The organism is Streptomyces sp. NPDC057428 (assembly GCF_042803195.1).
GTDB lineage: Bacteria > Actinomycetota > Actinomycetes > Streptomycetales > Streptomycetaceae > Streptomyces.
Genome location: NZ_JBHVCT010000066.1, coordinates 22,604 through 36,537, shown reverse-complemented (window position 1 = coordinate 36,537; position 13,934 = coordinate 22,604). Strand labels below are relative to the sequence as shown.

The 13,934-nt window shown below is 72.5% G+C and carries 12 protein-coding genes; 7 read left to right on the top strand and 5 right to left on the bottom strand.

Annotation, left to right across the window (positions count from 1 at the left end):
- The first annotated feature begins 107 nt into the window (after positions 1-107).
- Positions 108-386: a DUF2530 domain-containing protein gene (locus ACFU5K_RS23200; protein WP_384064826.1), complete on the top strand. Its 279-nt coding sequence runs from the start codon at positions 108-110 to the stop codon at positions 384-386.
- Positions 387-531: 145 nt separating this feature from the next.
- Entirely contained in the window at positions 532-2,943 is a 2,412-nt protein-coding gene (locus ACFU5K_RS23195; RefSeq protein ID WP_384064823.1) for an HAD-IC family P-type ATPase, read from the top strand.
- Between the two features lie 24 nt (positions 2,944-2,967).
- Here ACFU5K_RS23195 and ACFU5K_RS23190 read toward each other — a convergent pair whose 3' ends face one another.
- From ACFU5K_RS23190 to ACFU5K_RS23180, 3 genes are all read right to left on the bottom strand, one after another.
- Positions 2,968-3,834, bottom strand: coding sequence for a DUF5707 domain-containing protein (locus tag ACFU5K_RS23190; RefSeq protein ID WP_384064820.1), 867 nt, complete (start codon positions 3,832-3,834; stop codon positions 2,968-2,970).
- A 150-nt stretch (positions 3,835-3,984) separates the two neighbouring features.
- Positions 3,985-7,161 (bottom strand): sacsin N-terminal ATP-binding-like domain-containing protein, encoded by a 3,177-nt coding sequence (locus tag ACFU5K_RS23185; RefSeq protein ID WP_384064817.1) that lies wholly within the window; start codon positions 7,159-7,161, stop codon positions 3,985-3,987.
- Positions 7,162-7,327: 166 nt separating this feature from the next.
- Positions 7,328-8,263 carry a DUF3027 domain-containing protein gene (locus ACFU5K_RS23180; RefSeq protein ID WP_384064815.1) on the bottom strand — a complete coding sequence of 312 codons (936 nt, stop codon included), beginning with the start codon at positions 8,261-8,263 and terminating at the stop codon, positions 7,328-7,330.
- 444 nt (positions 8,264-8,707) lie between these two features.
- Between ACFU5K_RS23180 and ACFU5K_RS23175 the strand changes: the two genes are divergently transcribed.
- From ACFU5K_RS23175 to ACFU5K_RS23160, 4 genes are read left to right on the top strand one after another with little or no spacing between them, the layout of a single operon-like run.
- A complete protein-coding gene (locus tag ACFU5K_RS23175; RefSeq protein ID WP_384064812.1) occupies positions 8,708-10,141 on the top strand; it encodes an MFS transporter in 1,434 nt (477 codons plus the stop codon).
- A gap of 27 nt (positions 10,142-10,168) precedes the next feature.
- Positions 10,169-10,651 carry a DUF2771 domain-containing protein gene (locus ACFU5K_RS23170; protein WP_384064809.1) on the top strand — a complete coding sequence of 161 codons (483 nt, stop codon included), beginning with the start codon at positions 10,169-10,171 and terminating at the stop codon, positions 10,649-10,651.
- 26 nt (positions 10,652-10,677) lie between these two features.
- A complete protein-coding gene (locus ACFU5K_RS23165; RefSeq protein WP_384064806.1) occupies positions 10,678-11,397 on the top strand; it encodes a futalosine hydrolase in 720 nt (239 codons plus the stop codon).
- Complete coding sequence (locus tag ACFU5K_RS23160; RefSeq protein WP_384064803.1) at positions 11,369-12,274, top strand: 1,4-dihydroxy-6-naphthoate synthase; 906 nt, start codon at positions 11,369-11,371, stop codon at positions 12,272-12,274. The genes ACFU5K_RS23165 and ACFU5K_RS23160 overlap by 29 nt, the downstream gene beginning before the upstream one ends.
- A gap of 78 nt (positions 12,275-12,352) precedes the next feature.
- Here ACFU5K_RS23160 and ACFU5K_RS23155 read toward each other — a convergent pair whose 3' ends face one another.
- Positions 12,353-12,736: a cold-shock protein gene (locus ACFU5K_RS23155; RefSeq protein WP_384064800.1), complete on the bottom strand. Its 384-nt coding sequence runs from the start codon at positions 12,734-12,736 to the stop codon at positions 12,353-12,355.
- 163 nt (positions 12,737-12,899) lie between these two features.
- Here ACFU5K_RS23155 and ACFU5K_RS23150 point away from each other — a divergent pair, with 163 nt between their 5' ends.
- Positions 12,900-13,136, top strand: coding sequence for a hypothetical protein (locus ACFU5K_RS23150; protein WP_382984820.1), 237 nt, complete (start codon positions 12,900-12,902; stop codon positions 13,134-13,136).
- 113 nt (positions 13,137-13,249) lie between these two features.
- On the opposite strand, the gene ACFU5K_RS23145 is transcribed toward ACFU5K_RS23150, so the two are convergent.
- Positions 13,250-13,867: an HAD family hydrolase gene (locus ACFU5K_RS23145; protein ID WP_384064797.1), complete on the bottom strand. Its 618-nt coding sequence runs from the start codon at positions 13,865-13,867 to the stop codon at positions 13,250-13,252.
- Positions 13,868-13,934 lie beyond the last annotated feature (67 nt).

Here is a 13,934-nt window from a genome sequence, read left to right as displayed (position 1 = left end):
CCGAGCTCGTCCTCGTCCGCGACACCGCCTGCTGATCACCCACCAGCCGAACCGCCAGGCCAGCACGCCCGCATCTCAATTTCCCCCGAGGTCGTTAGACTGACCGCATGGAGAAGTGGACACCGAAGCACGAGGCGCCCGAGCCCCTGGAGGGTCCGGTCGTCGCCACCATCACCGGCGGCACGATCCTCTGGTTCGTCCTCTTCCTCGCGCAGGTCCCCTTCTACGGATGGTTCGACGACCGCGGGCACGCCTGGTGGATCTGGGTCTGCCTGGCCGGCGCCGGACTGGGTCTGATCGGCATCTGGTACGTCCGGGGACGCGACGCCGCGCTCAAGCGGGCCGCCGCGCAGGCCGGTACCGGCACGGACACCGCGCAGCACTGACGCCGGGCCCCGGCGCACCCCCGCCTCACCCTTACGGCATCCCCTGCCTCATCCCGCAGACCTCGGGGCCGCCCTTCTCCTCCCCCGGGCGGATCTTCCCGCGCCCGGGGGGTGAATCGCGCGTTCCGCCCGTACGGTCGGAATCATGACTCAGCGGGCACTCGACTCCTCCGGTGAAAAACCGGAATCCGTACCGGCCTCCAAGGTGCCTGTCCCAGCGGGCGGCCTGACCACGGCCCAGGTGGCCGAACGCGTCGCCCGGGGCGAGGTCAACGACGTACCCGTCCGCTCGTCCCGCTCCGTCACCGAGATCGTCCGGGCGAACGTCCTCACCCGCTTCAACCTGATCATCGGTGTGCTCTGGGTGATCATGCTCATCGTCGCACCGTTCCAGGACAGCCTGTTCGGCTACGTGATCATCGCGAACACGGGCATCGGCATCATCCAGGAGTGGCGCGCCAAGAAGACCCTGGACGGCCTCGCGGTGATCGGGGAGGCGAGACCCTCGGTGCGGCGCGACGGGGTCTCCGCCGAGGTCTCCGTCTCCGAGATCGTCCTCGGCGACCTGATCGAACTCGGCCCCGGTGACAAGGCGGTCGTCGACGGCACGGTCGCCGAGGCCGACAACCTGGAGATCGACGAGTCGCTCCTGACCGGCGAGGCAGACCCCGTGATCAAGCAGCCGGGCGACCCTGTGATGTCCGGCAGCTTCGTGGTCGCGGGAGGCGGGGCGTTCACGGCCACCAAGGTCGGACGCGAGGCCTACGCGGCGCAGCTCGCCGAGGAGGCGACCCGCTTCACCCTCGTCCGGTCCGAGCTGCGCAGCGGCATCAGCACGATCCTCAAATACGTCACGTGGATGATGGTGCCGACGGCGACCGGGCTGATCATCAGCCAGCTGGTGGTCAAGAACAACAACTTCAAGGACTCGCTCGCCCGCACCATCGGCGGAATCGTCCCGATCGTTCCCGAGGGGCTGGTCCTGCTCACCTCGGTCGCGTTCGCGATCGGTGTCATCAGGCTCGGCCGCAAGCAGTGCCTCGTGCAGGAACTGCCCGCCATCGAGGGCCTGGCCCGGGTCGACGTGGTCTGCCTGGACAAGACCGGCACCCTCACCGAGGGCGGCATGGACGTCACCGAGGTCCGCCCGCTGAACGGCTCCGACGAGGCGTACGTGCACCGCGTCCTGGCCGCGCTCGGGGCCTCCGACCCCCGCCCGAACGCCAGCCTGCAGGCCATCATCGACGCCCACCCGGACGGCGGGGACTGGGGCGTCACCCAGGCACTGGCGTTCTCCTCGGCGCGCAAGTACAGCGGGGCGGCCTTCACCGAGGGCGACGGCAGTGTGTCCGCCTGGCTGCTCGGCGCACCCGACGTGCTGCTCTCCCCCGACGACCCCGCCCTCACCGACACCGGCCGGCTCAACGAACAGGGGCTGCGGGTCCTGCTGCTCGCACGGGTGCCGGATGACGCGCTGGACGCCCCGGACGCCGCGTCCGGGGCCGTGCCCACGGCGCTCGTCGTCCTGGAACAGCGGCTGCGACCGGACGCCGGGGCGACCCTGGCCTACTTCGCGGACCAGAAGGTCGACGCGAAGGTCATCTCCGGCGACAACGCCGTTTCGGTGGGCGCGGTCGCCCAGAAGCTGGGGATGCCCGGCGCCGAGCACCCCGTGGACGCCCGCCGGCTGCCCGGCGAACGCGACGCCATGGCCGCGGAGATCGAACGCAACTCGGTCTTCGGCCGGGTCACCCCGCAGCAGAAGCGCGACATGGTCGCGGCGCTCCAGTCACGCGAGCACACGGTCGCGATGACCGGCGACGGCGTCAACGACGTACTGGCCCTGAAGGACGCCGACATCGGGGTCTCCATGGGCTCCGGCTCCGAGGCGACCCGGGCGGTGGCGCAGATCGTGCTGCTCGACAACAGCTTCGCCACGCTCCCCGCGGTGGTGGCCGAGGGCCGCCGGGTCATCGGCAACATCACGCGGGTCGCCACCCTGTTCCTGACGAAGACCGTCTACTCGGTGCTGCTGGCGATCCTGGTGGTCTGCTTCCAGGTGGAGTACCCGTTCCTGCCGCGCCACCTCACGCTGCTCTCGACGCTCACCATCGGAGTCCCGGCGTTCTTCCTGGCGCTCGCCCCCAACAAGGAGCGGGCCCGGCCGCACTTCGTGCGCCGGGTCATGCGGTACGCGATCCCGTCCGGGGTCATCGCCGCCGCGGCCACCTTCGCGACGTATCTGGTGGCCCGGCACATGTACTCCGGGCCGGGGGCTCTGGAGGCGGAGACCAGCGCGGCCACACTCACGCTGTTCCTGGTCTCGATGTGGGTCCTGGCGATCATCGCCCGCCCGTACACCTGGTGGCGGGTCGCCCTCGTCGCCGCGATGGGGCTGTGCTTCCTGATCGTGCTGTCGGTGCCGTGGCTCCAGGACTTCTTCGCCCTGAGACTCGTCGGCATGACCACGCCGTGGACGGCAGTGTTCATCGCGGTGGCAGCGGCGGCCGTCCTCGAAGTGGCCTGGAGGCGGGTCGGCCGCCGCTTCCCCACGTAGATCCGCGAGGGTGTCGCCTTCTCGCTACTTCACGTCGACGAAGTCACCCGCGGCCGTGGCGGTCGGGGTGGTGGACGTACCGGCGAAGCTGTAGCGCCAGTAGCCGTCGACCGACGCCTTGACGGTGGTCTTCAGCGTGCCGGTGCTGCTCGTCTTGATGGTCTTGACGGTGCTGTAGGTGCTGCTGGTCTTCTTGCGGAACTGCAGCTTGACGGACTGCCCGGCGTAGCCGTGGTAGGCGAAGTCCTCCCAGTTGGCGCGCCACAGCTTGCCGGTGACCGTGATGGTCTTGCCCTTCTTGACGGGCTCCGGGGCTGCGTTGACGGTCACCTTGGAGAATCGCTGGACGCGGGCCTTGGAGTAGAAGTCGGTGTACGCGACCGCGCTCTCGTCGGCGGCGAGCGCACCCGCGGAGACGTGCCAGGTGCCGGCCAGTGAGTTCTTGTACAGGTCGTCGCCGGGGTAGGCCGTGATCGTCAACGTGCAGGTGGCGGTCGTGGCGCTGACGTTCTTGCAGGACGCCATGTCCTCGTTGGGCAGCAGCAGCCCGTCCATGCCGTCGTCGACGTTCGTGCCGTGCCACAGGTCGACGTAGGCGTCGGACACGCCGGACGGGTGCGAGGCGGTGAGGGAGACGGTGAACTTCTTCGCGGCCGTCGTGCCGACGACGACGTCCTTGCCGCCGTTGACGACGACCTTCGAGATCACCGGCAGCGTCGTGGCGGCGCGCGCGGAAGCGCGGGGGGCCTTGACCACGTTGCCGAACAGCTCGGACGCGGTGGGCTTGTGCAGGTCCGGAACGGCGGTGCCGTCCGCCTGTGCCGCCGGCACGACGAGGGCGGACAGGGCCAGGGCGCCGGAAACCGCGGCGACAGTGGCGCGAATACGCATGTGTTCCCCAGTGGAGAAGGGGGCCCGTGGTCATTCGTGCGACCGACGATCCCCGTGTGGTCTGCGAGTCTGGATGACTCGACAGACCAGACCGGTGTCACATGTGAATGGTTGTACGACTGGGCAACCTTTCTGTGAAGATCACAACAATCAGTCGAACCAGCGGTCCCGGGCCAGCTCATCCGTACGGGACGGGTCCTCCAGCAGCGCGGCCACCTCGAAGCGACGCGGCCACTGACCGGCCGCCCACGCGAGCCCGGCCGCCACGCCCTCCAGCGTGGCGGCGTGCACCACACCGTCAGGGGTGCGGCGCCAGTCCAGCTCAGCGCCTCCGGCCCGCAGCTCGGAATGCTCGACGTACGCCTGCGGGGTCCCGGCACCGAGCAGGATGCGCACGGAGTCGGGGACCTGGTGCTCCTCGCCCTCCGTCGTCACACCGGCCTCCACGCTCTCGCCGAGCCGCCGCACCTGGAGCAGCTCGGCCAGCTCGGCCGCGCGCGCCGGGGCGACCGGCAGGAGCGGGAGTCCGCCGCTCAGGGGCAGCAGGTCGGGGGCGTCCGCGATCACCGCGTCCGCCGCGTCGACCACCCGCACCTCGTCGTCGACCACTGCCCGCAACTCGTCGGGCAGCGTGACCTGTTCGGGGTCCATCCCGGCGAGCGCCGTGTAGAGCGAGTGGAGCTGCACGGGACCCACCGGGCGCTCCTCGTCCGCGAGCCGGCCCAGGAGCTCCGCCGCGCCGCCCGGCTCGTCCAGGAGCGCCGCCACCGAGGTCCTCACGCCGAGTGCCCGCAGCACCTGCGCGTCGTCGAAGCCCGTCGCGTCCACGGAGTCGTAGAGGCCCGCCAGGCGCGGGTCGCCGCCCGCCGCGCGCAGGCCCGCCGGACGGCGGCCCTCCAGCACCGGGTGATCCCGCAGCCACCAGGCGGTGTAGGGGCGCACCGACTGCGTGGTGCCGTCCGGGAGCAGCACCCGTACCGGCTGGGTCAGCGCGTCCCGCAGCGGGGGCTCGGCGAGCATCGCGAGGGCCTGCGGCCAGGCGTCTTCGTCGACGAGGTCCAGGTCGCGCACGGCGACGATCTCGGTGGCGACCGGCGGCACCGGGGTGTCCGGGAGCTGGTCCAGGACGTCCTCGCACCACACGTCGACGGCGTCGAGCAGCCCGGCGTCGTCCGGCTCGGCGAAGTCGCTGTCACGGGGCTCCAGTTCGTCCGGGTCCAGGACGACGTCGGTGGCCCGTACGAGGGCGAAGGTGGCAAGCACCCCGCAGGCGGTCAGCGGCTGCTCGCCCCAGCGCCCGGCCAGCTCCTCGTCGCACAGGGCGAGTTCACCCTCGCGCATCACCTGGGCGAACGGGCTTCCCGGCAGCACGAGTTCACCGGCGGGTGCGGGTTCGCCATCCTCGTCGGGCAGGGCGAGGGCGCCGAGCCAGGGCTCGTCACCGGGTGCGAGGTCCGCGTCCCGCACGAGTGTGAGGACGGTCTCGGCGAGCTCGTCGCCGTCCAGCGCGTCCTCGTCCCACACCTCGCCCGCGTCCAGCGAACCCGCGACGGCGGCCCGCACCTGCGGCGTCCCCAGCACCGCACGGGGCGTGGCGGGCAGGGCGCCCAGCTTCTCCAGCAGCGGATGCGCGGCATCCGGGTGGGCCACCTTCAGCCCGAGCCGGGCCAGCCGGCCGAGAACCGGCCCGGTCAGCGCGTCGGGCAGCGGCAGGAGGACCTGGCGGGGGCCGATGGTGGTGCGCGGTGCGCCCGCGGAGCCGGCGAGGGGGACGGGCAGGCCGGTGAGCCGGTCGGGATCGACGCCGCCCAGGCTGTCGTACAGCCGCCGCCACCACTCCGGCTCGCGCTCCAGCCCGGCCAGCCGGTCGATGGCCTCGCTCAGCGGGACCCGGGCGACGCCGAGCGTACGCAGTTCCACCCGGCGCTCCAGCCCGGCGGGCAGCAGACAGGGCAGGACCTCGGCGAGGACCCGCACGGTCTCGGCGCCCACGCCCTCCACCACCTCGGCCTCCACCGGCCGCAGTGCGGTCGTCTCCCGCCGCGGGGCACCGCCGCCGTCCCAGTCGTCCCACTGCGCCGCCGGCTCGGAGGGGTCGCGGGGTGCGGCGGGTTCCAGGAACGCGACGCGGGGCAGCCGCTCCAGGATCGCTGCACGCAGGGCGCCGTCGAGCTGCCCCTTGCCGAGTACGCCCGGGGCCAGCGCGATCGTGGCGACGGACACGGGCTCCCAGTCGGCGAGCAGCTTCGCGTACGCGTCGGCGGCCCGCTCCACCAGGAAGTCGGTCAGCGGACCGGGCGCGGGGTGCCGCCGGGTGGTGTCGAGCGGCAGCGAGGCGATCAGCAGCGCGGGGACCCCGAGGGGTTCGTCGGTCGGGGTCGGGGCGTGCACGACGGGCGCCGTACGGGGGTGCTGGGGTGCCCCGTCGTCGTCCACCGGCACCGCCCACGTCACGGACCAGTGCGGGCGCAGCCGCTCCTCGACGGGCCGGTCGGCGAGCAGCGAGGGCTCCAGGGGCCCGTTCGCTGCGACGGTGCGCCAACGGCGGAGACCGTGCGCGGAGTCGTCGACGTGGGTGTACGGCCCGTGCTGCGACCGGCTCAACGTCCTTACGCCGTCGGAGGTTTCGATGACGACCTCGTCCAGACCGGGCAGCGTCAGGAGCAGTGCGTCGTCCACCCCGTCGAGCAGCCGGCCCACGAGGTCCTCGGCCACACCGTCGCGGAGCGGGAGGACGACGACGGTGTCGTAGCCGTCGGGGGCGCCGCCCTCGGCGGGCAGCGGGAGCCGGAGCAGCGGGACGTGCCCGTCGCGGCGGCGCAGCTCGTCGCCGAGACCCGGGCTGCCGACGGCCGCCTGCCGTGCGAGGTCACGGGCCTCGGCGAGGGACCAGCGGACACCGCCGTGGCGCCCGATGACCGCGGGCTCGTCGCTGACGGCCAGCACGGCGGCGAAGCCGACGCCGAAGCGGCCGACGGCGGACTCGTGGCCCTCGCGCTTGGCCGACGCCCGCAGCGTGCTCAGCGACTCGACGCCGGTCGCGTCGAGGGGGGCGCCGGTGTTGGCGGCGGCCAGGACGGCGGGACCGTCGGCGGACGACGCGTGCAGCGTGAGGCGCAGCCGGCCGGGGGCGCCCGCGCGGGCGGCCGCGTCGGCGGCGTTCTGTGCCAGCTCGACGACGAGCCTGTCGCGGTACCCGCCGAGGACGAGGTCCTCCTCGGCGTTGGCGTCCTCCCGGAAACGGGCGGGGCCCGCACCCCAGGCGTCGAGCACGCCGCGCCGCAGTCGCGCCGTCCCGAACGGATCGGCCCCCTCGGTCGCATTCATGCCCACGCTCGTACTCCGCTCTTCCGGTGACCCGTGACGCCAAGTGTGCGCCCGAAGGTACCGCGACCGGGAAGACGGTGATCGCCGCCCGCCACGGGAGGCGCCGGCACGGCAGCACGCCGCGGGGCCCGGCGCGTGGCGCCGGACCCCGTGGTGCGGGGGTACGTCAGGAGTGGCCGAGGTCCTCGGTCGTGCCGTCCGGCCGGGCCGGGACCGAGCCCGAGTCCTCCGGGGGCCGCAGCGAGTAGTCGTCCACCCGCATGGTGTCCATGGCGTGCGGCGCGGGCCTCACCGGCTTCGGCATGAGGGCCGCCTCGGAGTGCCCCCCGCAGCCGTACGACAGCGAGACCACCCGGCCGTCCGCCGGGGCGAACTCGTTCGCGCACACGCCGAACGCCTGCCTCAGCGAACCCGACATCGGCACGAGGAACGCACAGGTGGCGCACGTCGCGGGCGCCGCCTGCGCCATCGGTGTCTTCGCGCCGAACTCCTCGTCCCAGCGGTCCGCCGCCAGGCCCAGCCCGTACCGGGACAGCACCCGCGCACGCCGCGTGCCGAGCTCGTCGGCGACCGAGGCGATCGAGCCGCGGCTCGTCGTCACGGGCCGGGACGTCAGCTCCGCGTCCTCCACGTCGACCAGGGCGGCGAGCTCCTGGGAGACCTCGGAGAAGGCGGAGTTGGGCAGGGGCTCGTCCTCGCCCGTCCAGCCCGGTTCGAGACGGGGGTCCTCCGCCTCGGTGGGCAGCAGGTCGCCCGGCCCCATGTCGCCGGGCCTCAGCCGCTCGCTCCAGGGCAGCCACTCGGGGGCGAGGAGCGCGTCGGAACCGGGCAGCAGCACCGTTTCGTCAAGCGTGACGTTCTTGGCGCGGGAGGCCCTGGCGACCGTCACCGCCCAGCGCCAGCCCCGGTAACCGGGCTCCTTGGCCTCGAAGTAATGGGTGACGACCCGGTCTCCTTCGGAGACCACTGCCACATGCTCACCCACCACCCCGGGCGCGGCAGCTTCCTCCGCCGCCGCGCGTGCGAGGTCTACCGCCTCTGCGCACAGGCGGTCGGGGGCCGGGGTACGAGCCGTACGGCTTCGCGTCGTCGCAGCACTCACAGGTCTCGCTTCTCTCCATACGCCGTCTCACGAGCGCGCCAGCGACTCCATCGATGTCCGATTTCGGCCATGACGGTTGTGAACGGAGCGGACCTGGGGGCCGCGTCGACGTCCACACCCGTTGTGCCTGCCTCGGGCGCGCCTTCTGCAACCCATTCTGCGGGATCGCGGAGAGGCGCGCGGCCAAGAACAACCGCCGGTGGCGCGTGAGTGCACGCTACCCTCTCCGCCGCCCCGCGCCCACCTGCCCGTCCCAAAAGGGGACCGTAACCGTTCAGGACCCGCCCCGGACACGCCCCAGGACACCGGTCGGGATCCGTGAGGGACCGATGGCACATCCCGGCCATTCACAGCCCTGGAAGGACTCACCCGACGGAGCGGCCGTCGCCGCGTCCCGGCCCGATCATGGGTTCGTGAGAGTGGAGGGTGGGGCACTATGGCCACGTGGCCGCCGCCAGGTCGTCCGACGGATCCGGCCCGCTCCGCAGGGCGGGACGGGCGATGGGCCGCGCCCTGCGGGCCCCGTTCACGGGCACGGCGCGGGGCATCCGGAAGGCGACGCACGCCCACGGGGCCGGGGAGTCCGGGCTCGGCAAGCTGATCGAACTGCACGCGGTCAACGGCGCCGGTGACGTCATGATCACCGTGGCGCTGGCCTCCACGGTGTTCTTCTCCGTACCGACGGACGAGGCCCGCGGGCGCGTCGCGCTGTACCTCGCCGTCACGATGGCTCCCTTCATCCTGCTCGCCCCGGTGGTCGGCCCGCTCCTGGACCGGCTGCCGCACGGCCGCCGCGCCGCGATGGCCGGCTCGATGTTCGCGCGGGCCGCGCTCGCGATCACGATGTCCGGCGCGGTGGCCACGGGCGGCCTGGAGCTCTATCCGGCGGCTCTCGGCGTCCTGGTCTGCTCCAAGGCGTACGGCGTGGTCCGCAGCGCCGTCGTGCCCCGCCTCCTGCCACCCCGCTTCTCCCTGGTGAAGGCCAACTCGCGGGTCACCCTGGCCGGTCTGCTGGCCACGGGTATCGCCGCCCCGATCGGGGCCGGCCTCCAGGCCATGGGGTCCCCCTGGCCGCTCTACGGGGCCTGTGCGATCTTCCTCGGCGGGACCGTCCTGGCCTTCACGCTGCCTCCCAAGGTCGACTCAGCGAAGGGCGAGCGCAAGGCCCGCCTCGTCCCGCCGCACGGCGAGGAGGCCCGCCCCGCTCCCCCGCGGGACACCAGGAGACGAGGCCGCTGGACCGGCAGCACGAGAACCGACAGGAAAGGCAGGGAGAAACCGCCGGGGCTGCGGTCCGTCGGGCCCTCCGTCCTGCACGGCCTCCAGGCGAACGCCGCGCACCGCGCGCTCTCCGGGTTCCTCATCTTCTTCCTGGCGTTCCTGCTGCGCGAGCATCCGCTCGCCGGGCAGAGCGCCGCCGTCTCCCTCGGCATCGTCGGCGTCGCGGCCGGCGCCGGCAACGCCTTCGGCACGGCCGTCGGCTCATGGCTCAGGGCACGCGGCCCCGAGGTGATCGTCGCGACCGTGCTGGGGCTCGCCCTGGCCGCAGCCGTGCTCGCCGCGGCCTTCTTCAGCACGGTGATGGTCGCCGCGCTCGCCGCGGTCGCCGGCTTCACCCAGGCGCTGTCGAAACTGTCCCTGGACGCGATGATCCAGCGGGACGTGCCGGAGGAGGTGCGCACCTCGGCCTTCGCCCGGTCGGAGACGGTGCTCCAGATGTCCTGGGTGGTCGGCGGCGCGATCGGCATCGCCCTCCCTCTCAACGGAGTACTCGGCATGTCCGTCGCCGCCGGCCTCCTCACCCTCGGCGCAGCCGCCTCCGTACGGGGTCTCCTGAGTGCCGCCCGGCGCGGCTCACCGCACCCCCGCGTGGCGTGAGCGGCGCCGACCGATAACCTTCGGCCCATGACCGTTGCGTTCTTCTCCGGTAAGGGCCGTCGAATCGGCGTCGCCCTCGGTGCCGTGTCCGCGGGACTCCTTGTCCTGTCCGCCTGCGACAAGCCGACGCCGCTCGCCACCGTGACGGTCGGCGACAACTCGGTGAACTCCGAGGCCGCCTGCTACAACGACGGCAAGGCCCTCAAGGAGTCCGAGATCCAGGGCTGCCTGAACAAGAAGGCGGAGAAGTCCGTCAAGGTCGCGATGGACGACAAGGTCCGTTTCGGGGTCGACCCCGAAGTCGCGGACAACGGCTGGACCCTGTTCATCAACGGCCAGCAGGCCGAGCAGGAGCCGTACAAGAAGACCTACCGGTCGATCCCGGGCAGCGCCTTCTTCGCCAGCCAGACCGGCGAGACCACCGCGTCCAAGACGCAGATCAGCATCGTCGAGACCAAGGGCCAGAAGCTCACCGGAGTCTGGCACTTCGAGCTCAAGAAGACCTCCTGATCCCCCTGACCTCCAGGACCACCACCGTGCGGGTGCTCGTCGTGACCGCCGTCCCGGCCGAACGGGACGCGGTCACGCGTGCTTTCGGGGGTGCCCCGGAGATCCGCGAGGTGCCGGGCGCCCAGCTGCACCGCGCCGGGCCGTTCGACGTCGTCGCGGGTGGTGCGGGCCCGGCCGCCGCGGCCGCCGCCACCGCCTTCGCCCTCGCCTCGGCGCCCGCCTCCGAGCCGTACGCACTCGTCGTCTCGGCGGGCATCGGCGGCGGCTTCGCACCCGCCGCTTCTGTCGGCTCCCTCGTCGTGGCGACCCGCATCGTCGCCGCGGACCTCGGCGCCGAGACCCCGGACGGCTTCGTGCCCGTGACCGGACTCGGCTTCGGCAGGGACACCTTCCTGCCGCCCGGCACCCTCGTACGCGAGGTGGCGGGGGCCACGGGCGCGGTGACAGGCACCGTCCTCACCGTGTCCACCGTGACCGGCAGCGCGGCCCGTGGCGCGGCCCTGCTGGCCGCGCACCCCGGAGCCGTCGCCGAGGCCATGGAGGGCTTCGGCGTGGCGGAGGCCGCCGCCGGACTCGGCGTACCGGTCCTGGAGCTCCGGGCAGTCTCGAACACCGTGGGGCCGCGTGACCGCGAGGCCTGGCGGATCGGGGACGCCCTGGCGGCGCTCACCGAGGCGTTCGGGAAGACCGCACCCGCAGTAGAAGGTTGGAACCGGCATGACCGACACGAGCGACACAGTGACTGACACGGCGACCGGCCCGGCCGACGCCTCGCAGCAGGCCCTCCGGATCGCCTTCTCGCCCTGTCCGAACGACACCTTCGTCTTCGACGCCTGGGCACACGGACGGGTCCCCGGCGCGCCCGCCCTCGACGTCACGTTCGCCGACATCCACCTCACCAACGGCATGGCCGAGCGCGGCGAGTTCGACGTGCTGAAGGTGTCCTACGCCGTCCTGCCCTGGGTGCTCGACGAATACGCGCTGCTGCCGTGCGGCGGGGCGCTCGGGCGCGGCTGCGGTCCGCTCGTCCTCACCAGGGAGCCGGGCACGGACCTGACGGGAAAGACGGTCGCCGTGCCCAGCGAGCGCTCCACGGCGTACCTGCTCTTCCGGCTGTGGGCGGCCGAGGTCGTGCCGGGCGGCGTGGGCGAGGTCGTCGTCATGCCGTTCGAGGAGATCATGCCCGCGGTGCGTGACGGCCGGGTGGACGCCGGGCTCGTGATCCACGAGGCCCGCTTCACCTATCAGAACTACGGCCTGCACAGCCTGGCCGACATGGGCGAGCACTGGGAGCTCACGACCGGCCTGCCGATCCCCCTCGGGGCGATCATCGCCAAGCGCTCACTCGGCGACGAGGCCCTGAAGCGGCTCGCCGAGTCGGTCCGCGCCTCCGTGCGCATGGCCTGGGACGATCCGCTGCGGTCCCGTCCTTACGTCCTGGAGCACGCCCAGGAGATGGACCCCGCCGTGGCCGACCAGCACATCGGGCTGTACGTCAACGAATTCACCGCCGACCTCGGCGAGCACGGTTACGCGGCGGTCCGCGGCCTGCTGACCCGCGCGGCGGCCGAGGGGCTCGTACCCGCGCTCGGCCCGGACGCCCTGGCCTTCACAGGCCGCTGACTGAGAGCCTGTCGGGTGGCCTTCACAGGCCACCCGACAGGCTCTGAGGGGCCGGGCCGCCCGGGCCCGGCCCCTACGTCAGACGTCGAGCTGGTCGGCGACGGCCCGCAGCAGTCCCGCGATCTTCGCCCCCGAGGCCTTGTCGGGGTACCGGCCCCGCTCCAGCATCGGCGTGATGTTCTCCAGGACCGTCGTCAGGTCCTGCACGATCGAGGCGAGTTCGTCGGGGCTGCGCCGCTGTGCGGCGGCCACGGACGGGGTGGGGTCGAGGATGACCACGGAGAGCGCCTGGTCACCACGCTGTCCCGCGACCACACCGAACTCGACACGCTGACCGGGCTTGAGGGCCTCGACGCCGGCCGGCAGTACCGAGGAGTGGACGAAGACGTCCGCGCCGTCGTCGCGCGAAAGAAAGCCGAAGCCTTTTTCCGGATTGAACCATTTGACCTTACCCGTGGGCACGTCTGTCCTCGTCCTCGTACTCGTCGGTGCGGGAGAGCCGCGAACCGGCTCCGAATAGCGGTACGGCGGGTCTTCGGCCCGCCACGTCCAAGGCTAGTGGCCCAGGGGCCGGACACAAGGCGTCGCCGAACGGTTCCACCGAGCTGGGAACTACCCTGGCCGGGTGAGTACTACTCCTTCCGGCGCAGGCGACCGGCTCGTACAGGTCGGCGCGATCGTCTTCTTCATCGGCGCGCTGGCCACACTGGTCACCGTGGCCCCGCTGTTCCTGGGCACCGACCCGTTCCCGTCCATCGCCTACGCGGTGTGCATGCTGATGGGGCTGGGCTTTCTGATCGCCGCCGCGGGGGTGGTGCGGTCGGTGTGGAAGAACTCCCCGAAGCGCGCCGCCACGAGGTAGCGAGCCGGAACCCGCCAGGGCACCGGCTCCGGGAGGGGTTCGCGCACCTGCGGGACATTGGCGCGAATCGGGCCGTCCCTCGTCCTCCCATGGTCCGTCCCTCCCGCGGTCCGTCAGGACGCCGCGAAGGTCCGCAGCCAGTCGGGGAACTCCGTGAGGTCCGGCAGGATCACCTCGGCCCCTGCCTCCCGCAGCTCCCTCTCGTCGCACGGCCCGGTCGGGACAGCGACCGACAGGGCGCTCGCGGCGTGCGCCCCGCGCACGTCCCCGGTGTGGTCGCCGACGTATATCGCCGCGCCGTGCTCGAGGAGTGCGGCCGCCTTGCCCTCGGCCCAGAGTCCGCCGATCAGCAGATCGGCACCTATGCCGAGGTGCGCGAGGTGCAGCTTGGCGTTCGGCTCGTACTTGGCGGTGACGACCATGGCCCGCCCGCCGAGCGCCTGGACCGCCTCGACCGCCTCCCGGGCACCGGGCATCGCCGTGGCCGGGGTGATCGCCCGGTCCGGGTAGACCGCGCGGTAGCGGTCACAGGCCTCCGCGACCGCCTCGGCCGGGAACCAGTTGGCCATCTCGTCCTCGAGGGGCGGCCCGAGCCGGCTGACGACCAGGTCGGTGTCGATGTACACACCCGTCTCGGCGGCCAGTGTCTCGTAGGCGGCCCTGATCCCGGGCCGGGAGTCGATGAGCGTCATGTCGAGGTCGAAACCGACCGTCAGGGTGTGTGAGGGCATGAGGCCATTGTGCCGAGTGGCCCGGCCACGAAAGCCCCGCCTGCCCCTGCCGCCCGCCGCCCGGGGC

What these genes read in the sequence shown, in the direction of transcription:
- ACFU5K_RS23190 (WP_384064820.1), bottom strand. Translation starts at nt 3,834, where the DNA reads ATGCGTATTCGCGCCACTGTCGCCGCGGTTTCCGGCGCCCTGGCCCTG.
- ACFU5K_RS23195 (WP_384064823.1), top strand. Translation starts at nt 532, where the DNA reads ATGACTCAGCGGGCACTCGACTCCTCCGGTGAAAAACCGGAATCCGTA.
- ACFU5K_RS23170 (WP_384064809.1), top strand. Translation starts at nt 10,169, where the DNA reads ATGACCGTTGCGTTCTTCTCCGGTAAGGGCCGTCGAATCGGCGTCGCC.
- ACFU5K_RS23200 (WP_384064826.1), top strand. Translation starts at nt 108, where the DNA reads ATGGAGAAGTGGACACCGAAGCACGAGGCGCCCGAGCCCCTGGAGGGT.
- ACFU5K_RS23160 (WP_384064803.1), top strand. Translation starts at nt 11,369, where the DNA reads ATGACCGACACGAGCGACACAGTGACTGACACGGCGACCGGCCCGGCC.
- ACFU5K_RS23145 (WP_384064797.1), bottom strand. Translation starts at nt 13,867, where the DNA reads ATGCCCTCACACACCCTGACGGTCGGTTTCGACCTCGACATGACGCTC.
- ACFU5K_RS23185 (WP_384064817.1), bottom strand. Translation starts at nt 7,161, where the DNA reads ATGAATGCGACCGAGGGGGCCGATCCGTTCGGGACGGCGCGACTGCGG.